Below are 24,511 nucleotides of genomic sequence, written 5' to 3'. Positions count from 1 at the left end.
CTTGGCTGGTTAGAATGAGGATCAATCCTCATCCATCTTCAGCGCCGCGATGAAGGCTTCCTGCGGGATCTCGACCTTGCCGAACTGGCGCATGCGCTTCTTGCCGGCCTTTTGCTTCTCGAGCAGCTTCTTCTTGCGGGTGGCGTCGCCGCCGTAGCACTTGCTGGTCACGTCCTTGCGCAGGGCGCGGACGGTTTCGCGGGCGATGATCTTGCCGCCGATGGCCGCCTGGATGGGGATGACGAACATGTGGGGCGGGATCAGCTCCTTCATCTTCTCGACCATGCCGCGTCCACGCGTCTCGGCGCGGGCGCGGTGGACCAGCATGGACAGGGCGTCCACCGGCTCGGCGTTGACCAGGATGCTCATCTTGACCAGGTCGCCGACCTTGTAGTCGGTGATCTCGTAGTCGAAGCTAGCGTAGCCTTTCGAGATCGACTTCAGGCGGTCGTAGAAGTCGAAGACGACTTCGTTCAGCGGCAGCTCATAGACCACCAGGGCGCGGCTGCCGACGTAGGACAACTCGACCTGGGTGCCGCGGCGGTCCTGACACAGCTTGATCACGCCGCCCAGGTATTCGTCGGGGGTCAGGATGGTGGCCTTGATCCACGGCTCGCTGATGGTCTCGATCTGCATCACGTCGGGCAGGTCGGCCGGGTTGTGCAGGTCGATCTCGCGTCCGTCGCGCAGACCGATCTTGTAGACGACCGAGGGGGCCGTCGCGATCAGGTCCAGGTTGAACTCGCGGCTCAGGCGCTCCTGGATGATCTCCAGGTGCAGCAGGCCGAGGAAGCCGCAGCGGAAGCCGAAGCCGAGCGCCGCGCTGGATTCCATCTCGAAGGTGAAGGAGGCGTCGTTCAGGCGCAGCTTGCCGATGGCGGCGCGCAGGTCCTCGAAGTCGGCGGCGTCCACCGGGAACAGGCCGCAGAAGACCACCGACTGGACTTCCTTGAAGCCCTTCAGCGGTTCGGCGGTGGGCTTCTTCTCGTCGGTGATGGTGTCGCCGACGGCGGCGTGGGCCACTTCCTTGATCTGGGCGGTGATGAAGCCAACCTCGCCCGGGCCAAGCGCCTCGACGGGCGTATTCTTGGGCAGGAAGACGCCGACGCGGTCGACCAGGTGGGTCGAGCCGGACTGCATCATCTTGACCCGCATGCCGGCCTTCAGCACGCCGTCGAAGACGCGCACCAGCAGCACCACGCCCAGGTAGGGGTCGTACCAGGCGTCGACCAGCATGGCCTTCAGCGGGGCGTCGATGTCGCCCTTGGGCGCGGGCAGGCGCGCGACGATGGCCTCCAGCACGTCCTCGATGCCGATGCCCGACTTGGCCGAGCACAGGACGGCGTCCGAGGCGTCGATGCCGATGACGTCCTCGATCTGGGCCCGCACCCGTTCCGGCTCGGCGGCGGGCAGGTCGATCTTGTTCAGAACCGGGACGATCTCGTGGTTGTTGTCGATCGCCTGATAGACATTGGCCAGGGTCTGCGCCTCGACGCCCTGCGAGGCGTCCACCACCAGGATCGAACCTTCGCACGCGGCCAGGCTGCGCGACACCTCATAGGCGAAGTCGACGTGCCCCGGCGTGTCCATCAGGTTCAGAACATACTCCAGCCCGTCCTTGGCCTTGTAGTTCAGGCGCACGGTCTGCGCCTTGATGGTGATCCCGCGTTCCTTCTCGATGTCCATATTATCAAGGACCTGTTCCGACATTTCCCGCGCGGTCAGGCCGCCGGTGTGCTGGATCAGCCGGTCCGACAGCGTGGACTTGCCGTGGTCGATGTGGGCGACCACCGAGAAATTGCGGATGCGTTCGATTGGGGGCGTCGTCATGGTCGCGCGCTTAGCATCCGTAGCGCCGGAACGCCATGCACAGGGCGCGGGATAGGCGCGCTACGGGAAGTCAGGTGCAGCGTTTAGTTTATTCCGGGTGACGGTCCGATCAAATGATCTGATCTGAAAAAGGCGATGACCGGCCCCCATAACAAATGACGTGCCGCGCCCAAGGGGTGTTTGAAAAGCGGTTGTTTTTGGGCCTGTTCTCCTGCTGCGGGAAAGGGGAACGACGGCCTTCCAAGACGATTGGGTTTCCCGGAGGTGGAGGAACCTCCGTATCCATTTTGATCTGGAGGCTAACGATATGCGTGCCAAATTGATGACTTCGGCGGCAGTTCTGTTGGGGGTGCTGGCGTTTGCAACGGTGACTGAAGCTCAGTCCTTCGGCGGCGGCGGCGGCGGCGGCGGCGGCGGCGGCGGCGGCAGCGACCCGTCCTCGATCGAGGATTCCTACAACAGCAACTCGGGCAATGACAATTCGCGGGTTCGGATCAGCGACTCCTGGAACGACAACTCCACGAATACGGATAACTCGGATCACACCAAAGTCGATGACTCGTTCAATGACAACTCAAAGAACTACACCGACAATTCGGATTACATGCGTGTCGATGACTCGGGCAACGACAACTCGAAAATCTATACTGACGATTCCTACAATACCGACAACTCCAGCCACCTGAAGGTGGATGATTCCTTCAACGACAACTCCAAGACCTACACCGACAACTCCAACCACCTCAAAGTGGAGGACTCGTTCAACACCGCCAACTGGAATGTGCGCGTTTCGCTGACGAACCAGGACCTCGGCGCCTCCGTCAGCAACGTCAAGTTCGATCTCTCCGATGACGGTCGGGGCGCTCAGAACGGTCGTATTCGCAGCGGCGACATCAGCCAAAGCGGCGGCGCCTTCGCCGGCTTCGCGGGCATTCAAACCGTGAGTAACAACACCGGCATGGCTTCGATCGGTCAGGCGGCGACGGCGGTCAGCGCCAACGCCAACGTCACCTTCGGCAACGGCGGCGGCTAATAATCGTCCTGTCGGCGGCCGGTCATCCCGGCCGCCGATCCCTTTCGGGAGGAAGCCATGCTCACCATTCTAACAGCCGCGCTGTTGTTCGCCGGCTCGGATCCCATGCCGCCGCCGCAAGTCGTGACACCCCATGTGTCCGAAGCGCCGCCAGCGTCGGCGCCTTTGGAGGTTCAACCCCTGGACGCCGCCGAGCTTCATGACCTGAGCGCTCGTCAGGGCGTCAGCGTCATCGTGGCCAGCGACCAGCTTCTCAAGGCCACAAACAGCGGCAACAGCATCAACGCCAACACCGTCGGGTCCGGCGCTATCACGGTCGGGGCCAACGCCTTCGCCGGTTACAGCGGCGTCGGCAATTTCGTCATGAACACCGGCCACAACAACAACCTGCAAGGCGCGATCACCATCAATATCGTGACCACGGGGCCGACGCCGTGAAGCGCAGATCTTCCAGTTCCCGCAGCGGTCTTGGCCTGCCGCTCGCGGCCTTGTGTACGGCCTGGTTGTTTGCGGCGCCTGCGAGCGCTGAGGTGATTATCAGCACCGGGGCGGCTCCCGCTCGCCTCAACGTCATCAGCTATCGGGATATCCCCTTCCGCACGGTGGTTCGTCAGCGCTACGATTTCAGCTGCGGTTCAGCCGCCTTGGCCACGCTTTTGCGCTATCACTATGATCGCGAGGTCGGCGAGGAGCAGGTGTTTCGCGCCATGTACGCGGCCGGGGATCAGGATGTGATCCGGCAGGTGGGCTTCTCTCTGCTGGACATGAAGCAGTTTCTCGAAGCGAACGGCTATCAGGCGGACGGCTTTCGGCTTTCGCTGGATGATCTGGCCAGCATGAACAGGCCCGCCATCGTCATGATGGACACTGCGGGCTACAAGCATTTCGTGATTTTCAAGGGCGACGACGCTGATCGCGTGCTGATCGGCGATCCTGCCCTGGGGCTGAAAATCTACAGCCGCGATGAGTTCTCTTCGATGTGGAACGGCGTGGCCTTCGTGATCCGCGAACCGGCGGATCGTTTCAATCAGGCGGCGGAGTGGACGCCCTGGAATCGATCGCGGCCCTGGCAGGCCCTGCCCAACAGCTCCTTGGCGGAGCTGACGCGGGAGCTGCCGCCGCTCTATCAGGTGACCACGCGTTTCCCGCTTGATCCGTACCTGAGGTAATGATCATGCGCCGCGTGCATACAGTCGCCCTGGTCGCCCTGTCGTTGGCGACCGCCTGTTTGTCGACGGCCACTCTGGCCAAGCCGGCGTCATGGCTGCAGCCCATGTTTGAGGAAGGGGAGGCGCGGTCCTGGTCCTCTGCGGCGTCGCCGCAGCTTCCGTCTCCCCAGGCCGGGGGGCAGCCCCTTTCCGACGAGGAGCTGTCGGGACTGCGTGGCGGCTTCATCACCACCAACGGCTTCACCTTCGGCTTCGGCGTGGTGATCCGCTCCTATATCGACAACACCTTGGCGCTGAAGACGCAGTTGACCTGGACCCCGAAGGGGGCGGTCACCGAACAGACCCGTGGCGATGTGCCTGGTGCGACGGATCTTGCCAGCGCCATGACCTCGCTGTTGAATCGCGGGATTGACCTGACTGGGCTCACCGGAACCAGCGGCGGCGTCGCCTTGGTCGATGGCGATGGCGCTACGGCCCTGATCCATAATGTGACGACCGGTCAGTTGCAGAACCTGATCGTCAACAACGCCAATAATCGCAACCTGCGCCAGGACATGGAGTTGAATCTCTACCTGCCCGATCTGGCTGCGATGCAGAGCGCCAGCAGCGCGCAGCAACGCGCTATGCAGATGACCTATGATCTGAATACGGCCCTGGTTGGTTCGCTAGGACGTTGACGGCCTCCGACCCTCGGGTCGGAGGCGCTTTTCTCTCGGGTCAGAAGATGATCGGCAGACGCAGGACGAACCGCATGTCCGGCGCGTCTTCCGTGACGCCGAACTCGAAGTTGCCGTTCAGGCTGAACCGATCCGTCAGCAGGTAGGACATGCCGAACTGCAGGGCGCCGACCTGGAGGGAATCGGACTTCTCGACGAGGTCGTTCAGCTCGCTGCTCGTGGGGCGGATATAGTTGTGCTTGTAGCCCAGCGAGAATGAGAATTTCGGGTTGAGCGAGAAGCCGAAGCCGATCGACATGCCGATCGCGTCGCCGGGATCGACCTCGCCGATACGGATATCGCCCTCGGTCTTGTTGATGTCGCGCGGCAGGTGGGCGAAGTAGCTGAGGCTGCCGAAGATCACCGCCGGATCGCTGGGATAAATGAAGCTGAGGCTCGGCTCGACGCCCCAGAAGCCCGAGCCGGTGGCCAGGCGGGACGCCACGCCGAACTCGTCGCGGGGAATGTCGAAGGGGCCTTCGCCGGTGTCGCTCTTGACGCGCAGGCCGGCGATGACGATCGGGCGGCCGCGTTCGCCGCCATTGATCTGATAACGAACGGCGCCCTCGACATCGCCGATCCCGTCGCCGCTCAGGTCGATGGTGCGCGTGACGGCTTCATCGCGCTGCTGGACCGTGGTGATGGTGTCGTTGCGGCGAACATAGCTGGCGCGCAGTTCCACCTCCATGCGTGAGGTCAGGCCGTACTTGGCCGCGACGGTCGCCACATTGGTGTCGCGGTCGGCCTCGTTGGCTTCGATGACGCCGATCTGGACGCCGGGGACGATCTCGATGCCGCGGAAGACCAGGCGATTGGCGCTGGAACGCGTGTATTCCCCCGACAGGTCGAGGGTCAGCTTGCCGGGTTGGGTCAGCACGGCGATGCCTTCGGGGATGGCGGCCAACTGTTCGCGGCGGGCCGCCAGAAGCGGCGCTTCCACGGGCGGGGCCCCCGCGGGCGCCGGCAGGGTCTGGGGCTGGGAGTTCAGCGTGGTCTGGCTGGCGACTTGATCGGGCGCATGACCGGCCCGCAAGGTCGACATGTCGCGATCGGCGAAAATCGCCCGACCCGAGGCGTCGGTCTGGACGCGCCAGCGGGTGTCGACGTCGGATGCGGCCATTCCGGCCGGGGGGGCGGTTCCCGCCGCCCTCTCAGCGAGAAGCGCGTCCTGGGCCTCGATACGTTTCTGCTGGTCCAGAACCAGGGCTTCGAGCCGCGCCACCCGCGCGGCCAGATCGGCCTCCTGGGCCAGGGCGGCCCCCGGCGCGAGCAGGGCCGCCGCGGCGACGGTCGCCAACAGCAAGCCGGACCTGGAACCCTTTCGACGAGAGCCGCGCAATTCGCGCTGCTGAGGCGAAGGACGATGCTGGATCATAACGCGCTCTCTCTCTCTCTTTTGACGGGATTCAATGAAGGACCGGGTAGTCGGCGTCGTAGTCGCAGGCGGACCGGAGGTAAGACTCGTCCAGAATGGTCAGCCAGCCATTCTGCATCGCGATCAGGCGGTTGCGCTTCATCTGGCTGAGGGTTCGGCTGACGTGGACCAGGCTGAGGCCCAGCGCGTCCGCGAGCGCTTCCTGGGTCAGGGGCAGGTGCATCCGGTCGATGCTGCACAGCCCGGCCCGTTGCAGGCGGTCGCGCAGCTCCAGCAGCAGATGCGCCAGCCGGGCCAGGGCGGACTGGCGGCCCAGGCGCACGACGTGATTCAGAAGGCAGGTCTCTTCATAGCGGCGCGCGGTGGCCAGGGCTCGGCGCAGCCGGTCGTGCCGGGGATCCTGAAGCGCCAGAATCTCGCGCAGCATGACGGCGTCGACGCACTCTACCCGGGTCAGGGCCACTGTTGACGCTTCGTCCAGCGGGCGCGCGTCCGTTCCGAGACCGACGCCGTCGCCGGGCAGCAGGAAGCCGAAGATCTGCCGCTGGCCGTCGGCCAGGATGCGCTGCCGGCAGGCCCAGCCGCTCAGGATCAGCCGCGGGGTCACCGTCCTCCCTTCGGAGGTGAAGGCTTCGCCCGCGTTGATGACTTCCTGAAAGATGCAGAGGCGGCGCACCAGGGCGCGTTCTTCGTCCGACAGGCGCGCGGCCGTGTTCAGGATGCGCAGCGCCGCCGTATCCGCGGGTACGGCCAGGCTGCGTCGCGCGGTCAGGGTTCGCGACGTCATGCGCTGCGTGCTTTCTGGCGCGGCGACCCTCCAGTCGCGCAGCGCCTGTCCCTCGCCCAATACATATGGCGCTCCTCCGAGGGCGCAACGGTCGCAAACCGTTGGTGTTCCGCAGGGTTGGGGGAAACATCTGTTTCCGCGGGCGCTGTGTTTTGACGGTCTCGAACAGGCCGGTAGAGGTCTCGGCCACGCTTCAATGGCGCGGCGCGAGGGATCGCTGTTGGTCCCGCCGGCGCGGCGCTGGAACGGCGTGGTCGCGCCCAGTCAGTGAGCGGCAAGCAGCGACTGGCCCGGATGGGCTTATCTAGCTAACTTGCTGAAAAAATGGTGGACACGACAGGGATTGAACCTGTGACCCCCTCGATGTCAACGAGGTGCTCTCCCGCTGAGCTACGCGTCCGCCGGGTTTGCTGAGCGGCGACTGATGTCGTTGCCCGGCAAGGCGGCGTCTATAACCCGCAGTTTGCGGCCGCCGCAAGAGGCTTGTGCCTTCTTTTTTCGTATTTTTCCGTTAGGCGGCGATCATCCGTTCGACCTCGTTCACCAGGTCGCGCAGGTGGACGGGTTTGGACAGAACCTTGGCCTGAGGCGTGGCTTGAGCGGCTGACAAGGCGACGGCGGCGAAGCCGGTGATGAACATGATGCGGATGCCCGGCTGGCGCACGGCGGCGACGCGGGCGACCTCGATCCCGTCGGCGCCGGGCATGACGATGTCGGTCAGCAACAGATCATAGGGACCCTGTTCCAGGGCGTCGATGGCGTCGTCGCCGTTCTCGCAATCCACCACGGCGTGACCGGCGCGTTCCAGCGCACGGGTCAGGAAGCCTCGAAGCGAGCCGTCGTCTTCGGCCAGCAGAATACGCGCCATGTGGGGATCAGGTCCTTGGAATGTCAGCGGGGAACCTAGGCTGTGATCTGTAAACTCGTGATGAAAATCACCCTTGAGACGAATGCGTAGAGGGGCGAAGTCGGGGATAAATCAGTCTATGGCCAAGCCATGAGCCCCCAGCCCATGAAACCAGCGCCGACCGACGCGACCTTCAGCATCTCCCCCGCGCCGTCCGGGCGGGCGACGCCGCTGGTGTTCGCCTCGCCTCATTCGGGCGTGATCTACCCCGAGGACATGGGGGCGGCCGTGGGCCTGTCAGAGGCGTCGTTGCGCAGCGCCGAGGACGCGGCCGTGGACCAGCTTCTGACCGCCAGCGCGGCGGTAGGGGTGGTGTTGATCACCGGGCGGATCGGGCGGGCCTATGTCGATCTGAACCGCGGCCCGGACGAACTGGACCCTGTCCTGATCGTCGGGGCGCCGGAAGCGCCGCCGCCGGGGCTGAAGACCTTGGCCGGATATGGCGTCGTGCCGCGCCTGGCCGGGGACGGGAGGGCGCTCTACGACCGCCGTCTGACGCTGGAAGAGGCGAGGGGACGGATCGGCCGGGTCCATGCCCCCTATCATGCGGCCCTGGCCGAACAGATGCAGGCGGCGCGTGACCGCCACGGGCGTGCCATTCTGATCGACTGGCATTCCATGCCCGCGCGCGCCACGGGGCCGAATGGGCCGGACGTGGTCCTGGGCGACCGCTATGGGACCAGCTGCGCGGTGGGGCTGACGCGGCGTCTGCGGGCGCTGTTCGAGGCTCTGGGCTGGCGCGTGGCGCTGAACCGGCCCTATGCAGGCGGTTACGCCACCCAGTCCTGGGGGCGGCCTGACGAGGGCTTAGAGGCGATCCAGATCGAACTGAACCGTCGGCTTTATTGGGATGAGGTCGCGAGCGCGCCTTCGGTCAGCTGGGGGCGTTGCCAGTCGGGGCTGAACCGGGTGATTGCGGCTCTGGGCGAAGACTTCGCCGTGTGAGCCGACCTTGCAGACCAAAAAAAAGCCGCGCCCGGGGGCGCGGCATATAAAGTCTATAGGGAGGAAACGCCCAGGAAGGGCATGACGCCCGGAGGCGTCGAAAGCCAAGTTAGTTTGCAGCGCACAAAATTTCAAGGTCCGATTATCTTTGTGCGATCACAGGCTGTTACGTAAATCTGTTTCGTTGTTACCTGTCGCGGGGCGCGCGATCCGCATAAATCGTTCGCGGCTGCAATATGGCCAAACTCAGGCCTAGCTGCGTTCCAGCAGCCGTCGAGCGGTGCGTACGGCCCGCGCCGCCGGGGACCCGGCCTGGCGCCAGACCAGCAGTCCGAAGGCCGAGATCACCCCCAGCGCCAGCCACGTGGGCCCGAACAGCCAGGCCGCCGCCGCCAGGGCGAAGTAGTAGCCGCGCACGCCCTGGCTGAACCCGCCCAGGGCCGGGTTCAGCACCCGCGCCACGGCATGGCCATAAGCGACCTTGTCGGTCTCGGAGTGAATTTCGGGCGCCGCGCCGATCAGAGCCAGGGCGTAGTTCATCTGCCGCAGCGACCAGATGAAATCGAGGAAGCCGCGCGCCAGGCAGACCAGAACCAGAGCCAGCTTGGCCTCCAGAATCTTGACCGGCACCGCCTCGGCGCCGACGGCGGCGAACCCGCGCAAGGCGTTCTCGCCGCCGAACAGGATGCCGGCCACAGCGGCGATCAGCAGCAGGTTGGTCGAGGCGAAAAAGGAGGCCGAGTTGATCGAATGCCCCATCAGCTGGCTGTCGATCAGCCGGATCTCGCGATGGGTCATGGCGGTCATCCAGCTGTCGCGGACGACCAGCATATCGTCGTTCAGCGACCCGCTGCGCCGCGCGATCACGCTCAGGATCGGACCATAGCCGAGCCAGGCGATGAAGAAGAGGGCGAGGGCGATCCAGTCGAACAGGCTCATGCCCTGTTGATGCCTTCAGTCGGGCCTATGGAGCAAGGCTGATCGTCGCAATGCATCCTCTGAAGCTTGCTGTTCGGCGATGCAAAGCTTATCACGCCGCCCAAACTCCCCGTTCGCACCTGCAACAAGAGCGTACCATGAACATCGAAGCCATTCCGGTCGGCCCGAACGCCCCCTGGGACGTCAACGTGATCATCGAAATCCCGCAGGGCGGCCTGCCGGTCAAATACGAGATGGACAAGGCCTCGGGCGCCCTGTTCGTGGACCGCTTCCTGCACACCGCCATGTACTATCCGGGCAACTACGGCTTCATCCCGCACACCCTGTCGGACGACGGCGATCCCTGCGACGTCATCGTGCTGAACCCGACCCCGGTGGTGCCGGGCTGCGTCATCCGCTCGCGTCCCATCGGCGTGCTGAAGATGGTCGACGAAGCCGGCGGCGATGAAAAGATCCTGGCCGTGCCGGTCGACAAGCTGAACCCCTACTACACCGAGGTCTCCAGCTACCGTCAGCTGCCCGCCATCCTGATCGAGCAGATCGAGCACTTCTTCACCCGCTACAAGGATCTGGAGAAGGGCAAGTCGGTCACGGTCCACGGTTGGGGCGACGCCGGCGAAGCCGCCGAACTGATCGCCGCCGGCATGGCCGCCCACCAAGCCAAACTGGCCAAGGCCGCCGCCGAAGCCGCCTGAGGCGACGAAGCGTATGAATAGGAGAGGCCCCGCTGGCTCAACCGGCGGGGCCTTTTTCTTTACCTTTCCTCCCTGTCGCGCAGCGATGGGGAGGTGGCGCGGCGCCGAAGGCGACGTGACGGAGGGGGCGTCTCAACGTCAGCCCTCTGTGCCGCCCCCCTCCACCGCTACGCGGTCCCCCTCCCCATGGAATGGGGAGGAAAGAAGAGGCGTTACTTCGCCCGGAACGCCGCAATCGCTTCGACCGTCTGGCGCACCTTGGCCTCGATCCCCGCCCAGTCTCTGGCCTGGATCGCCGCATCGGTGATCAGCTTGGACCCCATGCCCGCCGCCACGATGCCCGAGCCGAACCATTTGGCGATGGAGGCCTCGTCCGGGTCCACCCCGCCGGTCGGCATGATCTTGGTCCAGGGCATCGGCCCCAGCACCGCCTTGACGAAGTCCGGCCCGCCGACGGAGGCGCCGGGGAAGAGCTTGACGATCTCGCAACCCAGGCTCTGAGCTTCCGAGATGTCGCGCACCGAGCCGCAGCCGGGCGAATAGGCCACCTGACGGCGGTTGCAGACCTGGGCCACCTCGGGCACCAGGCAGGGGCTGATGACGAAGCGCGCGCCCGAGGCGAGGTAGAGGGCCGCCGTCGGCGCATCCAGGATCGAGCCGACACCCATGATGATGTCGGGATCGGTCTGGGCGAACTGTTTCGACAGGGCGGTGAAGGTCTCCCAGGCGAAGTCGCCGCGGTTGGTGAACTCGACCGCCTTGGCCCCGCCGCGGGCGCAGGCGCGGATCACCTCGGCGCAGACCTCCGGGTCGGCATGATAGAAGACCGGGACGACGCCCTGGGTTTCGAGGGCGGTCAGCACGCTGAGACGATCGTGTCGCATGGGGTCTCCTTCAGGCCTATCAGGCCCGCAGATCGGCGGTTCCCGGCGCCCTCGTCAAGTGACACCGGGATCAATCCTGGTAAGCGACGCCTTATTCGGCGGTCGCCAGCGTCACCAGCCGCTTGACCATGCGGCTGTCCTTGTCGGCCAGCGGGTCCAGGATGGTGAAGTGATCCAGCCCGTCCAGCACCTCGACATGGGTGTCGGCGCCCTTGCCGCCCCACTCGGCGGCCATGCTGCGGCTCTGGCGGATGAACTCGTTGCTCTCCGCCCCGCCGACCCAGCAGTCCAGCGCCCGACCGCCCGGCGCTCCGCCGTTCGGCGCTGGCCAGTGGATAGGCGACAGCGCCCGCGCCGTGACCGCGTCCAGCCCCAGAGCCTGGTTCAGCGAGGTGTGGATCAGCGGCTCGATGTCGAACACGCCGGAAATCGCCAGCGCCGCCCGCGCCCGCCCTTCGGACAGCATGGCCGCCGCCATATGCCCGCCGACGGAATGACCAAAGACCAGGGGCCGCTTGCCGGTGCGGTCGCGCACCAGCTCCGTGGCGCGGCGCATCTCGCCGATGATGGCGCCGACCTTGACCGCCGGGGCCAGGTCATAGCCGGGAATGACCACGCTGATCCCGTGCTCCAGCAGGGCCGGCGCCACCCAGGCGAACCAGGCCCGGTCCAGCGCCTGCCAATAGCCGCCGTGCATGAAGATGGCGGTCGGCGCGCCGGATCCGGCGTCGAACCATTCCATCTTCTGACGCTCGCCGGGGCCGTATTCGACGGTTTCAGGACGCCGCGCGTCGATGACGCGGGCCGAATCTTCTCGCCATCGTTTCAGGATTTCCGGGTGTCCCGGCACCCGTTCCCGATTGTTGTACGCCGCCTCGTAGTCGACTGGAGGGGCCGTCAGTGTCGCCGGAGCCTTACCCATGCCGTTTCCATCCGCTATGCACCTCCGCTTGAACGGGAGGTTCCGACCATGATGACCGCCATTTTCGTCTTCATCAAATGCGAGTTGGGCTACGCCAACGATGTCGCCGCCGACCTGGTCGACAACGTTGAAAACGTGTCGGAAGTTTACTCGACCTCGGGTCAGCACGACCTGCTGGCCAAGTTCCAGCTGCCGAAAGACGCCGACATCGGCACCTTCGTGACCAAGCAGGTGCAGACGCGCCCGCACATCCGCGACACCTTCACCGTCATCACCTTCTCGCCCTTCCTGCCCTCGAAGAAGTAGCCTCCGAGGGCGGCGCGGCTAGGCCTTCTTGCGGGCGGGGGTGCGGCGGGTCGGTGTCTTCGCCTGCTGCTCGTCGAGCCGTTCCTCCGCCGCATCGTCATCGCCGACCTTCTCCTCAACGGTGGCCGAGAAGCGTTGGTAGGCGCCCAGGCCGACCAGAACCAGAACGGCGGCGATCAGCAGGGCCGTCGGATAGACCAGCAGGGCCACGTCCTCGCGTGCCGTCTTGAACACCACCACCAGGGCCTCAAGGAAGACGGCGATGATGATGGTCGACAGGAACTTGGTCAGGCTGCGCCGGGCCTCCGCCGCGCTGCGCCGCTCGCTGCCGCGCCTTACCTCGTCTTCGAACAGGTATTTGGCCACGTCGAAGACGGCGATGGCGACGATGACATAGCCCAGCACATCCAGGATGGCGTCGGCCCCGGACCGATCGGGGCTGCGAATGGCCTCCCACGCGTCGCCTAGCCCCAGCCAGACCAGCCCCAGGGCCAGCAGAAGCAGCAGCAGACTGGCCGCGCCGAACACCAGACGATTGAGAATGATCATGCCAAGGCCCCTCTGTGCGGGCCCAAAACGCGCCACAGGCGCGGCGGTTCAGAACCTTGGCTGGAGACCGTAGCCAATCGCAACGGATTGCTGTTAGCCTCGCTTCCGGGAAACGCAGCAAGGGCACGCAGATGACCGACCTGGACACATTCCGCGCCGAAACGCGCGCCTGGCTGGAGGCCAACTGCCCGCCCGAGGTGCGCGGACCGCGTGACGGCGACGAGGACTATGTCTGGGGCGGCCGCAAGGCCGTGTTCAAGACCCCGGCGCACAAGCTGTGGTTGGAGCGCATGGCCGCGCGCGGCTGGACCGCGCCGGAATGGCCCAGCGCCTATGGCGGCGGCGGCCTGTCCCGCGAAGAGGCCAAGGTGCTGGCGTCGGAGATGCGCCGCATCCAGGCCCAGATGCCGCTGGCCAGCTTCGGCATCTGGATGCTGGGGCCGGCGCTGCTGGCCTTTGGAACCGAGGAGCAGAAGCAGCGCTTCCTGCCCCCCATCGTGCGCGGCGAGATCCGCTGGTGTCAGGGCTATTCCGAGCCCGGCTCCGGCTCCGACCTGGCCTCGATCCAGACCCGCGCCGAGGATCGCGGCGACCACTGGATCGTCAACGGCCAGAAGGTCTGGACCTCCTACGCCGATCAGGCCGACTGGATCTTCTGTCTGGTCCGCACCGACCCCGAGGCGCCCAAGCATCTGGGCATCAGCTTCGTCCTGTTCGACATGGCGACGCCGGGCGTCAGCACCCGCCCCATCACGCTGATCAGCGGCAAGTCGCCCTTCTGCGAGACCTTCTTCGACGACGTGCGGGTCGAGAAGGAAAACCTGATTGGAACCCTGAACCGCGGCTGGGACGTGGCCAAAGCCCTGCTGGCGCACGAGCGGACCATGATCGGCGCCATGGGCGACATCGGCGTCGGACGCCCGCTCAGCCAGGTCGCGGTCGACGCCCTGGGCGTGGACGAGGCTGGCCGGCTGGACGAGCCGTCCTTGCGCGCCCGCATCGCCGACTACGACATCGACGCCGCCGCCTTCCGTCTGGCGATGGAGCGGGTGGGGGATCAGGTGAAGGCCAAACAGGCGCACCCGGCCATCGCCTCAATGCTCAAATACTACGGCTCTGAACTGAACAAGCGCCGCCACGAACTGGCCATGGCGGCAGGCGGTTCGGACGCACTGGAATGGGAGGGCGAACGCTCGAAGGACGGCGCCGCCGCCCGCGACTGGCTGCGCACCAAGGCCAACTCCATCGAAGGCGGCACCAGCGAAATCCAGCTGAACATCATCGCCAAACACCTGCTGCAACTGCCGGGGGCGTGAGCCCATGCCCGCCGTCATCCTCGGGCTTGACCCGAGGATCGAGGGTGGCGCCGGCCTGGACGCCGCCCGCTCGCCCCAACGCCCGATGCTCGGATCAAGTCCGAGCATGACGAAGAGAAAGTAGGATTGATGCCCCTGATCCTGACCGAAGAACAGACCATGCTTCAGGACGCCGCCGACGGCTTCCTGAGCGAACATGCCCCCATCGCCCATCTGCGCAAACTGCGCGACAGCCGCGACCCCGACGGCGTCTCGCGCGACCTGTGGCGAGCCTTCGGCGAGATGGGCTTTGCGGGCGTCATCATCCCCGAAGAAGACGGCGGCTCCGGCCTCGGCGCGGTCGAGGCGGGCGTCATCGCCGAGAGCCTGGGCCGCACCCTGACGCCCTCGCCCTTCGTGGGTTCGTCCGTTCTGGCGGCGACGGTGCTGAAGGCGGCGGGCTCGGAGACGCAGAAGGCCTGGCTGGGCAAGATTTCGGCGGGCGAGGCCATCCTCAGCCTCGCCGTGGATGAAGGTCCCAAGCACGCGCCCGCAAAGATCGCCACGCGGGCCGAACGCGCCGGCAACGGCTTCAAGCTGAACGGCGCCAAGGGCTTCGTGCTGGACGGCCACGTCGCCGACGCCCTGATCGTGGCGGCGCAGACGGATGAAGGCCTGACCCTCTTCCTGATCGACCCGCAGACCCCCGGCGTCGCGGTCGAGCGCACCATCATGGTCGACGCCCACAACGCCGCGCGCGTCACCCTGACCGAAGTGGCGGTGGACGCCGACGCCGTGATCGGCGCAGTGGGCGAGGGGCAGGGGCCGCTGGACGCCGCGCTGACGCTGGGCCGGGCCTGCGCCGCCGCCTCTCTGGTCGGGGCGGGGGATCAGGCCTTCAAGATCACGCTGGAATACCTGCGCACCCGCAAGCAGTTCGGCAAGCTGATCGGTGAGTTCCAGGCCCTGCAGCACCGCGCCGCCCACCTGTTCACCGAGCTGGAACTGGCCAGGGCCGCGACCTTGGCCGCCCTGCAAGCCATCGACGCGGGCCGTCCCGACGCCGAGCAAGCCGCCGGCGTCGCCAAGGCCAAGGCCGGCCGCGTCGCCGAACTGGCGGTGCAGGAGGCGGTGCAGATGCACGGCGGCGTCGGCATGACCGACGAGTTCGACGTCGGCCTGTTCATGAAGCGCGTCCGCGTCCTGAACGAACTGCTGGGCGACGCGGGCTTCCACGCTGAACGTCTGGCGCGGGCGCAGGGCTTCTGACGCTCGTTTGATCCAGGACAAGGCTGAGCCGGGCCGGGGTGACGCATCGGCTTGGCCCGGCTAAACCTCCCGCAAGGGAGAAACCACATGACGCGATCCAACGCGCCCGCCTATCAGACCGGCTTCGCCAACCACTTCGCCACCGAGGCCGTCGAGGGCGCCCTGCCGGTCGGCCGCAACTCGCCGCAGCGCCCGGCCCTGGGCCTTTACGCCGAGCAGCTGTCGGGCGCGGCCTTCACCGCGCCGCGCGACCATAACCTGCGCAGCTGGCTCTATCGTCTGCGGCCCTCGGCCCAGCACGGACCGTATCAGCCGTTCGCGCAGGGCCGCGTGCGCTCAGGCCCCTTCACCGAGACCCCGCCCAACCCCAACCGCATGCGCTGGGACCCCCTGACCATGCCGGATCAGCCGACCGACTGGGTTGAAGGCCTGACCACCTATGGCGGCAATGGCGACGCGGATTCCGGGACGGGCGTGGGCATCCACCTCTATGTCGCCAACCGCTCGATGACGGATCGGGTCTTCTACTCCGCCGACGGCGAACTTCTGATCGTGCCGCAGCAAGGAAGCCACCGCTTCGTCACCGAGATGGGCGTGATCGAGGCGGCGCCCGGCCATGTGGTGGTCATCCCTCGCGGCGTGCGCTTCCGCGTCGAGGTGGACGCAGAAGTGCGGGGCTATGTTTGCGAGAACTTCGGTTCGCCCTTCCGCCTGCCGGACCTCGGCCCCATCGGCTCAAACGGACTGGCCAATCCGCGCGACTTCGAGACCCCGGTCGCCTGGTTCGAGGACGTCGATCGCCCGACGGAGTGCGTGCAGAAATACGGCGGCCTGCTGTGGGCCACGACCTTTGGCCACAGCCCGCTGGACGTCGTCGGCTGGCACGGCAACTACGCCCCCTATCGCTATGACACGGCGCGGTTCAACACCATCGGCACGGTCAGCTATGACCACCCGGATCCGTCGATCTTCACCGTCCTGACCTCGCCGTCGGACACGCCCGGCACGGCCAACTGCGACTTCGTCATCTTCCCGCCGCGCTGGATGGTGGCCGAGGACACCTTCCGCCCGCCCTGGTTCCACAGGAACGTCATGAGCGAGTTCATGGGGCTGATCTTCGGCGAGTACGACGCCAAGGCGGGCGGCTTCGCCCCCGGCGGCGCGTCCCTGCACAACCGCATGAGCGGCCACGGCCCCGATCAGGCCAGCTGGAACGGCGCCACAAACGCCGAGCTGAAACCGCACAAGATCGAGAACACCCTCGCCTTCATGTTCGAGACGCGGATGCCGATCCGCACCACGGCCTGGGCCGAGACGACGCCCCTGATGCAGCTCGACTACGACGACTGCTGGACCGGGTTCGAAAAAGGACAGGTCGGATGAGGCTGAAAGCCCTTCTCTTTGCCGCCGGTCTGGGACTGGCCGCCTGCTCGCCGACGCCCGCGCCCGAGCCGGTCGTCCCCGCCGTCGAGGCCCCCGAACCGCCGAAGATGACCGTTTCGTCCAGCGCCTGCACCGCGCGCGGCGGCGAGATGCGGCAGGTCGGGCGGATGCAGTCCTGGCAGTGCGTGGTCAAATACGCCGACGCGGGCAAGCGCTGCACCGACGCCTCGCAATGCGAGGGCGACTGCGAGATCGCGGGCAATAGCGGCATCGCCGCCGGAACCGCCGCGACCGGCGTCTGTCAGGCCGACAGCAACCGTTTCGGCTGCCGCACCACGGTCAAGGACGGCAAGGCCGAGGCGACCCTCTGCATCGACTGAGCCCCTGTCATCCGCACGGCGCTGAAGGACGTATCTGAGCCATGACCCTGTCCGAGATCGCCCTGCTCCTGTTGCTCAATCTGGTCCTGATCCTGGCGGTCATGACGGCGCTGTGGCGGGTGGCCGTGCGGCTGGGGGATGTCAGCTTCATCGACGGGGTCTGGCCCCTGGGCATGTTGATGCTGGCTCTGGCGACCTGGCCGCGTGCGGAAGGCGACCCCACGCGGTCGGCCCTTCTGGTGGGCCTGTGCGGGATCTGGGCGCTGCGGCTGGCCTGGCATCTGCTGCGGCGTTGGCGGGCGCATGGGGCGGACGGGCGCTATGTCGCCATCCTCCAGGCGCAGGAGCGTAAAAAAGGCTGGGGTTTCTCGCGCACGGCCCTGCTGATGGTCTTCCTCCCCCAGGGCGTCCTGGCCTGGCTGACCGCTCTGCCGGTGCAACTGGGCCAGGTCGCGGCCCAGCCTGCTGTGGGCGTGGTCGGCTGGATCGGCGTCGGGCTGGCGCTGATCGGCATCGTGTTCGAGACGGTGGGCGACGCCCAACTGACGACCTTCCGCAATGATCCGGCGCGCAAGGGTCAGGTGCTGGACACCGGCCTGTGGCGCTATACCCGCCATCCCAACTATTTCGGGGACGCCTGCGTCTGGTGGGGTCTGTATCTGATCGCGGCCGAGACGGGGCCGGGGCTGTGGTCGATCGCGGGGCCGCTGTTCCTGACCTTCACCCTGACGCGCTGGTCCGGCATCGGCCTGACCGAGAAGGCCATTCACAAGTCGCGGCCCGGCTACGCCGACTATGTGAAACGCACCAGCGCCTTCATCCCCTGGCCGCCGAAGCGCGTCTGAAACTTCCATGAAAAAGCCCCCGCTGCTTTCGCGGCGGGGGCCTTGTCGGTTCGGATCGGACCGCCTTAGTTGGCGGGCGTGCTCGGTGAGGTGTTCGGCGTGTTCGAGGTGGTCATGCCGCCGTCGGCGTTGCCGGCCTGTTGCTCGATGCGGTCGGCTTCGGCGTTCAGGGCCTGTTCCTGGGCTTCGTTCGGGGTCGCGGCGGCCTGGGCCTCCAGAGCGTCAGCCTTTTGCTCGGCGGCCTTGTCGGCGGCGCTTTCACCGCAGGCGGCCAGACCGGCGACGGCGACGATGGAAGCGGCGGCGAGAACGAGTTTACGCATGGTGTTCCTCCAAAGGATTGAGCCTGAAGAACGCGCCTGCATCACGTTCGGTTCACGCCGCCGTGAGTTTTTGTGTCATCCGGCCTCGACGAAGGCCACCCGCGCGGCCCCCAGCAGGGCCGCGTGCTTGTGCAGGATCACCTTGGTCGGGATGGCCTGCATGTATTCCTTGAACCGGCCCTTGCGCTCGAACCGTTCGCGAAACGGACTGGCCTTGAGGAAGGGCAGGATGCGCGGGGCGATGCCCCCGGCGATATAGACTCCGCCGCGCGCACCCGTCGTCAGGGCGATATCCCCGGCCACGGCGCCCAGGATGGCGCAGAAGCGCGCCAAGGTCGCGCCGCAGGGCGTGTTCGGGTCGTTCAGCGCGGTCTCCGTGATCTCGGCCGGGTCGTCGATATGGGTCTCGCGCCCGTCGATCTCGGCCAGGGCGCGGTGCATGTTCAGAAGGCCGGGGCCGCAGATCAGGCGCTCGATCGAGACGCGGTCATAGCGGCGACGCAGGATGCGCAGGATTTCGTCCTCCACCGCGTCGCCGGGCGGGAAGCAGGCGTGGCCGCCCTCGGAGGGCATGGCCATCTCGCGCCCATGGGCGTCGCGCACCAGGGCCGAGACGCCGAAGCCGGTGCCGGGGCCGAGCACCGCCACCGTGGCGTGCGGATCTCCGTCCAACGGCCCGCCCAGCGAGGCCAGCTCGGCCTCCGGCACGATGGGCGCGCCCCAGGCCAGGGCCTCGAAGTCGTTGATCAGCTTGACCGGGTTCAGCCCCAGGGTCTGAAGCTCGCCTTCCGACACCCGCCACGGCGAGTTGGTCAGGTCGATTTCGCCGTCCGTCACAGGGCCGGCCACGGCGATGACGCCGCCGGTCGGCTTGACCGCGCAGCCGTCGATGAAGGCCTTCACTCCGCCGAGGAAGGTCGGATAGGTCTCGGCGGGGAAGCTCTCGTGATGTTCCAGCACCGGACGGCCGTCGACCATGCGGGTCAGGGCGAAACGGGCGTTGGTGCCGCCGACATCGCCGACGAGAAGAATCTGATCAGTCATCAGGCGTCTACCGTGCGATCAACGACATTGGGATTGGGAGGCGTGTCCGTATGGCCGCCGGCTCCGGCGGGCACGGCGAAGCAGACGGTGGCCCCCTGTTCGGCCGTGGTCACGACATGACGGAAGGCCCCGAACAGTTCGCGGCCATAGCCCCAGGAGGAACCCTCGGCGTTGGCGGTCGAGCGCACGGCCAGCGGTCGCGCCGTCAGATCCGCCACCCCGACCGTGGTCAGCACCCCGGCCTCGGCGTCCAGGCGGATGATGTCGCCGTCCTGAACGTGGGCCAGCGGGCCGCCCGCCAGGGCCTCGGGGCTGACGTGGATGGCGGCGGGGGTCTTGCCGCTGGCGCCCGACATGCGGCCGTCGGTGACGAAGGCGACCTTGAAGCCCTTGTCCTGCAGCACGCCCAAGGCCGGCGACAGGCTGTGCAGTTCCGGCATGCCGTTGGCGCGCGGGCCCTGGAAGCGCAGCACCACCACCACGTCGCGATCCAGCTGCCCGGCTTTGAAGGCGGCCAAGGCGTCTTCCTGGGTCTCGAACACGGCGGCAGGGGCCTCGACGATGCGGTTCTCGGGTTTGACCGCCGAGACCTTGATCACCGCCCGACCCAGATCGCCCTGCACCAGGCGCAACCCCCCCTCCTTGTCGAAGGGATCGGCGGCGGGACGCAGGATGTCGCGGTCCAGACTCTCGCTGACCCCGTCGCGCCAGACCAGTTCGCCGTCCACCAGCGACGGTTCCTGGAAATAGGCCTCGATCCCCTGACCCATGACGGTCGTGACGTCCGAGTGGATATGGCCCGCCTGGGCCAGTTCGCGCGTGACGAAGGCCACGCCGCCCGCCGCCTGGAAGGCGTTCACGTCCGCCGAGCCGTTGGGATAGACCCGCGCCAGCAGCGGCGTCACCGAGGACAGCTGGTCCATGTCGGTCCAGTCGATCAGCACCCCCGCCGCCCGCGCCATGGCCACCAGATGGATGGCGTGGTTGGTCGAGCCGCCGGTGGCCAGCAGGGCCACGATCATGTTGACGATCGACTTCTCGCTGATGACGTCGGCCATGCGGCCCTCGCCTGACCGCGCCAGTTCGACCGCGCGCTTGGCGGCGGCGGCGGTCAAGGCGTCGCGCAGTCCGGTCTCGGGATGAACGAAGGCGGTCGAGGGCATGTGCAGGCCCGCGATCTCCATCATCATCTGGTTGGAGTTGGCCGTGCCGTAGAAGGTGCAGGTGCCCGGCGAGTGGTAGCTGCCGATCTCGCTTTGCAGCAGGGTGGCGCGATCCACCTGGTTCTGGGCGTACAGCGCCCGCACGCGGGCCTTCTCGGCATTGGGGATGCCAGACGGCATCGGTCCCGCAGGCGCGAACACGACCGGCAGATGTCCAAAGGCCAGCGCGCCCATGAACAGGCCCGGCACGATCTTGTCGCAGACGCCCAGCATCATGGCGGCGTCAAAGGCGTCGTGGGTCAGGGCCACGCCCGTCGCCATGGCGATGGCGTCGCGGCTGAACAGCGACAGCTCCATGCCGGGCCGACCCTGGGTGACGCCGTCGCACATGGCCGGGGTTCCGCCCGCCACCTGGGCCGTGGCGCCGACTTCGCGCACCGCTTGACGGATCACGGCGGGAAAGCGCTCGAACGGCTGATGCGCCGACAGCATGTCGTTGTAGGCGGTGACCACGCCGACATTGGGCCTGGAGCCGTCCATGGCCCTCAGCTTGTCGGCGATGGTTTGGCCGGCAAACGCATGCGCCCAGTTGGCGCAGGACAGCTTGGCGCGACCGGCCCCGCTGTCGCGGGCGGCGTCCATGCGGCGGATGTAGTCGGCGCGGGTGGCGCGGCTGCGCTCAGTGATGCGGGCGGTGACTTCCGCGACTACGGGGTTGAGAGCCATCAGACGGCCTCCGTCCAAAGCACTTCGAGGGGAACCTTCGCAGCGATCAAGGCGGCGATGGGCTGGACGCGGGGATCGCCCGCCGCTTCGCGCTCGAACACGGCGCGCTTTTTCGCGCCGGTCAGGGCCAGCACCACGCGCCGCGCCTTCGCCAGATAGGGCAGGTTGATCGACAAACGTTCCTGCGGCGGCGCCAAACCGTCCCTGCCCGGCGGCACGCCATAGACGGCGGGCTTCAGATCGGGCGTCAGCAGGGTCTTCAGCGTCGGGCTTTCGGGGAACATCGAGCAGATATGCCCATCCTCGCCCATGCCCAGCAGGACGGCGTCCAGACGCCCGCCTTCACCCTTCAGCGCCTTCGACGCCTCAGCGGCGGCGCGGTCCACGGTGACCGACGGCGCATACAACGGCAGGAAACGCGCGGCGGACGCGGGGCCGGTCAGCAGGGTCCGTTTCATCAGGGCGGCGTTCGAGTCCGGGGAAGTCTCGGCCACATAGCGTTCGTCCACCAGGGTGACGACGACCCGGGACCAGTCCAGATCGATGCGCGCCAGATCGGCATAGATGGGCGAGGGGGTCGAGCCGCCGGCGCCGGCGAAAACCGCGCGCCCCTGTTCGAGCACAGCCGCGCCCAGGGTTTCGCCCAGACGCGCGGCGCAGGCCTCGGCCCAGGCGGCGGCGGTGGGGAAAACTTCAATCGTGGTCATCAAACCCTCCCGCTCATCCCCGCGGAGGCGGGGACCCAGGTTTGAGCCATCTGACGGACGGCGGCCCTGTCTGCGCCACCCAGAACGCGGCGTCTGTCGCCAAAGCGCTGGGTCCCCGCCTCCGCGGGAATGAGCGGATGGTGATCACTCATCGCGCGTGTTCCACTTCCGTCCGGTCCGCGACAGCAGCAGGTCCGCCGCCTCAGGCCCCCAGGTCCCAGCCCCGTAATCCAGCGGCTTGAACCCGGCCCCCGACCAGGCGTCGGCCACCTCGTCCACCCACTTCCACGCCTGCTCGGCCTCGTCGCGGCGCACGAACAGGGTGCTGTCGCCCTTGAGCGCATCCAGCAGCAGGCGTTCATAGGCGATGCGGCGGCGCGGCGGGGCGGCGTCCTTGCCGTTTACCCCCCAGGACAGGCTCATCTTGATCGGCTGCAACTGCATCCGCTGATCCAGCCCCGGCTTCTTGTTCATCACCGACAGCGAGATGTCCTCGTCGGGCTGCAGTTCGATGACCAGGCGGTTGTCGTAGATGTCCCCGCGCTCGCCGTGGCCGAAGATGGAGTGCGGCACCGGCTTGAACTGGATGACGATCTCGGTGCGCTTCTCGGGCAGACGCTTGCCGGTGCGCATGAAGAAGGGCACGCCCGCCCAGCGCCAGTTGTCGATGTCGGCGCGGATGGCCACGAAGGTTTCGGTGTCGGACGGCTGGCCGCGTTCGTCACGATAGGCCCTGGCCGGCTGGCCCTCGACCGCGCCCGCCACATACTGGCCGCGCACGGTGACGCGCTCGGCCTCCTCCGGCGTGATGGGGCGAAGGGACCGCAGCACCTTGACCTTCTCGTTGCGCACCGAGTCCGGGTCGAGGTCCGAGGGCGGCTCCATCGCCACCAGGCACAGCAGCTGCAGCATGTGGTTCTGCAGCATGTCCCGCAGGGCGCCGTACTCGTCGTAGTAAGGCCAGCGGTCGCCGACCCCGACCGTTTCGCCCACCGTGATCTGGACGTGATCGACGGTCAGATTGTTCCACAGCGGCTCGAAGATGGTGTTGCCGAAGCGCAGGGCGATCAGGTTCTGCACCGTCTCCTTGCCCAGGTAGTGATCGATGCGGAACACCTGACGTTCGTCAAAAGCCTGGGCCACGGCGTCGTCGATTTCGAGGAAGCTTTCCAGATCCCGCCCGACCGGCTTCTCCAGCACGATGCGGCAGTTCTTCTCGGCCAGACCCGCCGCCTTCATCGCCGTGACGATCCGGCCATAGAGAGAGGGCGACACCGCCAGGAAGGAGGTCGTCTCACCGTCGCCGGCCTTGGCCTTCAGCCCCTTCAGGCTCTCTGGATCGGTGGCGTCCACGGCCAGGTAGTCGAGACGCGCCTTCATCCGCGCCCAACTGGCCTCGTCCCAGGCCTCGTCGGCCTCGGCCTTGGCCTTCACCGTCTCATGGACCTTGGCGATATAGGCCTCAGCGCTTTCAGCCGATCGCGCCGCGCCGATGATCTTCAGGTCGTCCGGCAGCAGGCCGTCGTGGTCGAGGAAATAGAGCGACGGCAGCAGCATCCGCATGGCGAGGTCGCCGCCTCCGCCGAACAGAATGAGAGCCGCCATTCGCGCTTTCCTCCATGACCCCGACCTGCGGGGTTGCGTCTTAATGTCTAGCTATCGTCCTTGGCCGGTTGCGCGCGGCGGGCCAAGACGTCCAGCACGTCCTGAAACACCATGTTACGCGCATGGAGCAGGACCAGCAGGTGATAGATCAAATCCGCCGACTCGCTGGCGAGTTCCGTCTCATCGCCCGCAGCCCCCGCCAGCGCCGTCTCGACGCCCTCCTCGCCGACCTTCTGCGCGGCGCGTTTCGGCCCCTGGGCGATCAGGCGGGCGGTCCAGCTGTCGTTGGGGTCGGCCTGGGCGCGGACGTGGATGGTGCGCTCCAGTCGCGCGATGCGGCCCACGCCTGGCGCGTCCTCCTCGCCGAAGCAGCTGACGCGGTTCAGATGGCAGGCGTTGCCGACGGGGCGCACCTTCACCACCACGGCGTCGCCGTCGCAGTCCGGCGTCACCGACACGACGTTGAGAAAATCGCCCGAGGTCTCGCCCTTGCGCCACCGTCCGCCCCGCGATCGCGAGAAGAAGGTGGCCTGGCCGCTGTCCAGCGTCTCACGCAACGCCGCCTCGTCCATATAGGCTAGGGTCAGCACCTGCAGGGTGTCGGCGTCCTGCACCACGGCGGGGATCAGGCCGCCGCTCTTGGCGAAGTCGATGGAAGAGACATTGAGCGTGTTGGAGGGGGTCATTTGTCTTCTCCGCTCATCCCCGCGGAGG

At 66.8% G+C, this 24,511-nt stretch carries 26 protein-coding genes and 1 tRNA gene; 12 read left to right on the top strand and 15 right to left on the bottom strand.

Annotation, left to right across the window (positions count from 1 at the left end):
• Positions 1-21: 21 nt before the first annotated feature.
• Entirely contained in the window at positions 22-1,830 is a 1,809-nt protein-coding gene (lepA, locus tag HNP51_RS01520) for a translation elongation factor 4 (RefSeq protein WP_184266257.1), read from the bottom strand.
• Positions 1,831-2,137: 307 nt separating this feature from the next.
• On the opposite strand from lepA, the gene HNP51_RS01515 reads away from it, so the two are divergent.
• Genes HNP51_RS01515 through HNP51_RS01500 form a run of 4 tightly spaced genes read left to right on the top strand, consistent with a single transcriptional unit; the run spans position 2,138 to position 4,709 of the window.
• Positions 2,138-2,863, top strand: a complete 726-nt coding sequence (locus HNP51_RS01515) for a hypothetical protein (RefSeq protein WP_184266254.1) — start codon at positions 2,138-2,140, stop codon at positions 2,861-2,863.
• 57 nt (positions 2,864-2,920) lie between these two features.
• A complete protein-coding gene (locus tag HNP51_RS01510; RefSeq protein WP_184266251.1) occupies positions 2,921-3,301 on the top strand; it encodes a hypothetical protein in 381 nt (126 codons plus the stop codon).
• Positions 3,298-4,032 (top strand): C39 family peptidase, encoded by a 735-nt coding sequence (locus HNP51_RS01505; protein WP_184266248.1) that lies wholly within the window; start codon positions 3,298-3,300, stop codon positions 4,030-4,032. Before HNP51_RS01510 ends, HNP51_RS01505 begins: the two co-directional genes overlap by 4 nt.
• Positions 4,033-4,037: 5 nt before the next feature.
• The gene (locus HNP51_RS01500; RefSeq protein WP_184266246.1) at positions 4,038-4,709 is read left to right on the top strand and encodes a hypothetical protein; all 672 of its coding nucleotides are present in this window, start codon (positions 4,038-4,040) and stop codon (positions 4,707-4,709) included.
• Positions 4,710-4,749: 40 nt separating this feature from the next.
• Here HNP51_RS01500 and HNP51_RS01495 read toward each other — a convergent pair whose 3' ends face one another.
• The 4 genes from HNP51_RS01495 to cpdR form a co-directional block, all read right to left on the bottom strand.
• A complete protein-coding gene (locus HNP51_RS01495; protein WP_260398280.1) occupies positions 4,750-6,045 on the bottom strand; it encodes a transporter in 1,296 nt (431 codons plus the stop codon).
• Positions 6,046-6,154: 109 nt separating this feature from the next.
• Complete coding sequence (locus HNP51_RS01490; RefSeq protein ID WP_184266240.1) at positions 6,155-6,910, bottom strand: Crp/Fnr family transcriptional regulator; 756 nt, start codon at positions 6,908-6,910, stop codon at positions 6,155-6,157.
• A 325-nt stretch (positions 6,911-7,235) separates the two neighbouring features.
• Positions 7,236-7,310: transfer RNA gene (locus tag HNP51_RS01485), tRNA-Val, on the bottom strand.
• A 111-nt stretch (positions 7,311-7,421) separates the two neighbouring features.
• Positions 7,422-7,778 (bottom strand): cell cycle two-component system response regulator CpdR, encoded by a 357-nt coding sequence (cpdR, locus tag HNP51_RS01480; protein WP_105562479.1) that lies wholly within the window; start codon positions 7,776-7,778, stop codon positions 7,422-7,424.
• A gap of 144 nt (positions 7,779-7,922) precedes the next feature.
• Between cpdR and HNP51_RS01475 the strand changes: the two genes are divergently transcribed.
• The gene (locus HNP51_RS01475) at positions 7,923-8,762 is read left to right on the top strand and encodes an N-formylglutamate amidohydrolase (RefSeq protein ID WP_184266237.1); all 840 of its coding nucleotides are present in this window, start codon (positions 7,923-7,925) and stop codon (positions 8,760-8,762) included.
• 252 nt (positions 8,763-9,014) lie between these two features.
• On the opposite strand, the gene HNP51_RS01470 is transcribed toward HNP51_RS01475, so the two are convergent.
• Complete coding sequence (locus tag HNP51_RS01470; protein ID WP_184266234.1) at positions 9,015-9,701, bottom strand: DUF599 domain-containing protein; 687 nt, start codon at positions 9,699-9,701, stop codon at positions 9,015-9,017.
• A gap of 137 nt (positions 9,702-9,838) precedes the next feature.
• Here HNP51_RS01470 and ppa point away from each other — a divergent pair, with 137 nt between their 5' ends.
• Positions 9,839-10,396 carry an inorganic diphosphatase gene (gene ppa / locus HNP51_RS01465; protein ID WP_184266231.1) on the top strand — a complete coding sequence of 186 codons (558 nt, stop codon included), beginning with the start codon at positions 9,839-9,841 and terminating at the stop codon, positions 10,394-10,396.
• Between the two features lie 212 nt (positions 10,397-10,608).
• Here the strand turns inward: ppa and HNP51_RS01460 are convergent, their stop codons facing one another.
• Positions 10,609-11,280 (bottom strand): bifunctional 4-hydroxy-2-oxoglutarate aldolase/2-dehydro-3-deoxy-phosphogluconate aldolase, encoded by a 672-nt coding sequence (locus tag HNP51_RS01460; RefSeq protein WP_184266228.1) that lies wholly within the window; start codon positions 11,278-11,280, stop codon positions 10,609-10,611.
• Between the two features lie 91 nt (positions 11,281-11,371).
• Positions 11,372-12,202 carry an alpha/beta hydrolase gene (locus HNP51_RS01455; protein WP_184266225.1) on the bottom strand — a complete coding sequence of 277 codons (831 nt, stop codon included), beginning with the start codon at positions 12,200-12,202 and terminating at the stop codon, positions 11,372-11,374.
• A 48-nt stretch (positions 12,203-12,250) separates the two neighbouring features.
• Here HNP51_RS01455 and HNP51_RS01450 point away from each other — a divergent pair, with 48 nt between their 5' ends.
• Positions 12,251-12,508, top strand: a complete 258-nt coding sequence (locus HNP51_RS01450; RefSeq protein ID WP_040347054.1) for an Lrp/AsnC ligand binding domain-containing protein — start codon at positions 12,251-12,253, stop codon at positions 12,506-12,508.
• A gap of 18 nt (positions 12,509-12,526) precedes the next feature.
• Here HNP51_RS01450 and HNP51_RS01445 read toward each other — a convergent pair whose 3' ends face one another.
• The gene (locus HNP51_RS01445) at positions 12,527-13,057 is read right to left on the bottom strand and encodes a GNAT family acetyltransferase (protein WP_184266222.1); all 531 of its coding nucleotides are present in this window, start codon (positions 13,055-13,057) and stop codon (positions 12,527-12,529) included.
• Positions 13,058-13,188: 131 nt separating this feature from the next.
• Here HNP51_RS01445 and HNP51_RS01440 point away from each other — a divergent pair, with 131 nt between their 5' ends.
• From HNP51_RS01440 to HNP51_RS01420, 5 genes are all read left to right on the top strand, one after another.
• Complete coding sequence (locus HNP51_RS01440) at positions 13,189-14,373, top strand: acyl-CoA dehydrogenase family protein (RefSeq protein WP_184266219.1); 1,185 nt, start codon at positions 13,189-13,191, stop codon at positions 14,371-14,373.
• Between the two features lie 129 nt (positions 14,374-14,502).
• Positions 14,503-15,621, top strand: coding sequence for an acyl-CoA dehydrogenase family protein (locus HNP51_RS01435; protein WP_184266216.1), 1,119 nt, complete (start codon positions 14,503-14,505; stop codon positions 15,619-15,621).
• 87 nt (positions 15,622-15,708) lie between these two features.
• Positions 15,709-17,004 carry a homogentisate 1,2-dioxygenase gene (gene hmgA / locus HNP51_RS01430; protein ID WP_184266213.1) on the top strand — a complete coding sequence of 432 codons (1,296 nt, stop codon included), beginning with the start codon at positions 15,709-15,711 and terminating at the stop codon, positions 17,002-17,004.
• Entirely contained in the window at positions 17,001-17,384 is a 384-nt protein-coding gene (locus tag HNP51_RS01425; RefSeq protein WP_184266209.1) for a hypothetical protein, read from the top strand. The genes hmgA and HNP51_RS01425 overlap by 4 nt, the downstream gene beginning before the upstream one ends.
• Before the next feature lie 41 nt (positions 17,385-17,425).
• Positions 17,426-18,229: a DUF1295 domain-containing protein gene (locus HNP51_RS01420; protein WP_184266207.1), complete on the top strand. Its 804-nt coding sequence runs from the start codon at positions 17,426-17,428 to the stop codon at positions 18,227-18,229.
• Between the two features lie 65 nt (positions 18,230-18,294).
• Here HNP51_RS01420 and HNP51_RS01415 read toward each other — a convergent pair whose 3' ends face one another.
• The 6 genes from HNP51_RS01415 to hisIE all read right to left on the bottom strand — a co-directional run bounded on the left by HNP51_RS01415 (position 18,295) and on the right by hisIE (position 24,483).
• Positions 18,295-18,552: a hypothetical protein gene (locus HNP51_RS01415; RefSeq protein ID WP_114817306.1), complete on the bottom strand. Its 258-nt coding sequence runs from the start codon at positions 18,550-18,552 to the stop codon at positions 18,295-18,297.
• Between the two features lie 75 nt (positions 18,553-18,627).
• Positions 18,628-19,596: a glucokinase gene (gene glk, locus HNP51_RS01410; protein ID WP_184266204.1), complete on the bottom strand. Its 969-nt coding sequence runs from the start codon at positions 19,594-19,596 to the stop codon at positions 18,628-18,630.
• The gene (gene edd, locus HNP51_RS01405) at positions 19,596-21,485 is read right to left on the bottom strand and encodes a phosphogluconate dehydratase (RefSeq protein WP_184266201.1); all 1,890 of its coding nucleotides are present in this window, start codon (positions 21,483-21,485) and stop codon (positions 19,596-19,598) included. Before edd ends, glk begins: the two co-directional genes overlap by 1 nt.
• Positions 21,485-22,192: a 6-phosphogluconolactonase gene (pgl, locus tag HNP51_RS01400; RefSeq protein ID WP_184266198.1), complete on the bottom strand. Its 708-nt coding sequence runs from the start codon at positions 22,190-22,192 to the stop codon at positions 21,485-21,487. Before pgl ends, edd begins: the two co-directional genes overlap by 1 nt.
• A 144-nt stretch (positions 22,193-22,336) precedes the next feature.
• The gene (zwf, locus tag HNP51_RS01395) at positions 22,337-23,797 is read right to left on the bottom strand and encodes a glucose-6-phosphate dehydrogenase (protein ID WP_184266195.1); all 1,461 of its coding nucleotides are present in this window, start codon (positions 23,795-23,797) and stop codon (positions 22,337-22,339) included.
• Between the two features lie 47 nt (positions 23,798-23,844).
• Positions 23,845-24,483: a bifunctional phosphoribosyl-AMP cyclohydrolase/phosphoribosyl-ATP diphosphatase HisIE gene (hisIE, locus tag HNP51_RS01390; protein ID WP_184266193.1), complete on the bottom strand. Its 639-nt coding sequence runs from the start codon at positions 24,481-24,483 to the stop codon at positions 23,845-23,847.
• Positions 24,484-24,511 lie beyond the last annotated feature (28 nt).

This window comes from Brevundimonas bullata (genome assembly GCF_014207965.1).
In the GTDB taxonomy this organism is placed as follows: Bacteria; Pseudomonadota; Alphaproteobacteria; order Caulobacterales; family Caulobacteraceae; genus Brevundimonas; species Brevundimonas bullata_A.
This window is presented reverse-complemented; position numbering and strand designations above follow the sequence as displayed.

Coding starts and splice junctions, on each gene's coding strand:
- lepA (WP_184266257.1), bottom strand. CDS start 1,830: ATGACGACGCCCCCAATCGAACGCATCCGCAATTTCTCGGTGGTCGCC.
- HNP51_RS01515 (WP_184266254.1), top strand. CDS start 2,138: ATGCGTGCCAAATTGATGACTTCGGCGGCAGTTCTGTTGGGGGTGCTG.
- HNP51_RS01510 (WP_184266251.1), top strand. CDS start 2,921: ATGCTCACCATTCTAACAGCCGCGCTGTTGTTCGCCGGCTCGGATCCC.
- HNP51_RS01500 (WP_184266246.1), top strand. CDS start 4,038: ATGCGCCGCGTGCATACAGTCGCCCTGGTCGCCCTGTCGTTGGCGACC.
- HNP51_RS01490 (WP_184266240.1), bottom strand. CDS start 6,910: ATGACGTCGCGAACCCTGACCGCGCGACGCAGCCTGGCCGTACCCGCG.
- cpdR (WP_105562479.1), bottom strand. CDS start 7,778: ATGGCGCGTATTCTGCTGGCCGAAGACGACGGCTCGCTTCGAGGCTTC.
- HNP51_RS01475 (WP_184266237.1), top strand. CDS start 7,923: ATGAAACCAGCGCCGACCGACGCGACCTTCAGCATCTCCCCCGCGCCG.
- HNP51_RS01470 (WP_184266234.1), bottom strand. CDS start 9,701: ATGAGCCTGTTCGACTGGATCGCCCTCGCCCTCTTCTTCATCGCCTGG.
- ppa (WP_184266231.1), top strand. CDS start 9,839: ATGAACATCGAAGCCATTCCGGTCGGCCCGAACGCCCCCTGGGACGTC.
- HNP51_RS01460 (WP_184266228.1), bottom strand. CDS start 11,280: ATGCGACACGATCGTCTCAGCGTGCTGACCGCCCTCGAAACCCAGGGC.
- HNP51_RS01455 (WP_184266225.1), bottom strand. CDS start 12,202: ATGGGTAAGGCTCCGGCGACACTGACGGCCCCTCCAGTCGACTACGAG.
- HNP51_RS01450 (WP_040347054.1), top strand. CDS start 12,251: ATGATGACCGCCATTTTCGTCTTCATCAAATGCGAGTTGGGCTACGCC.
- HNP51_RS01445 (WP_184266222.1), bottom strand. CDS start 13,057: ATGATCATTCTCAATCGTCTGGTGTTCGGCGCGGCCAGTCTGCTGCTG.
- HNP51_RS01440 (WP_184266219.1), top strand. CDS start 13,189: ATGACCGACCTGGACACATTCCGCGCCGAAACGCGCGCCTGGCTGGAG.
- HNP51_RS01435 (WP_184266216.1), top strand. CDS start 14,503: ATGCCCCTGATCCTGACCGAAGAACAGACCATGCTTCAGGACGCCGCC.
- hmgA (WP_184266213.1), top strand. CDS start 15,709: ATGACGCGATCCAACGCGCCCGCCTATCAGACCGGCTTCGCCAACCAC.
- HNP51_RS01425 (WP_184266209.1), top strand. CDS start 17,001: ATGAGGCTGAAAGCCCTTCTCTTTGCCGCCGGTCTGGGACTGGCCGCC.
- HNP51_RS01420 (WP_184266207.1), top strand. CDS start 17,426: ATGACCCTGTCCGAGATCGCCCTGCTCCTGTTGCTCAATCTGGTCCTG.
- HNP51_RS01415 (WP_114817306.1), bottom strand. CDS start 18,552: ATGCGTAAACTCGTTCTCGCCGCCGCTTCCATCGTCGCCGTCGCCGGT.
- glk (WP_184266204.1), bottom strand. CDS start 19,596: ATGACTGATCAGATTCTTCTCGTCGGCGATGTCGGCGGCACCAACGCC.
- edd (WP_184266201.1), bottom strand. CDS start 21,485: ATGGCTCTCAACCCCGTAGTCGCGGAAGTCACCGCCCGCATCACTGAG.
- pgl (WP_184266198.1), bottom strand. CDS start 22,192: ATGACCACGATTGAAGTTTTCCCCACCGCCGCCGCCTGGGCCGAGGCC.
- zwf (WP_184266195.1), bottom strand. CDS start 23,797: ATGGCGGCTCTCATTCTGTTCGGCGGAGGCGGCGACCTCGCCATGCGG.
- hisIE (WP_184266193.1), bottom strand. CDS start 24,483: ATGACCCCCTCCAACACGCTCAATGTCTCTTCCATCGACTTCGCCAAG.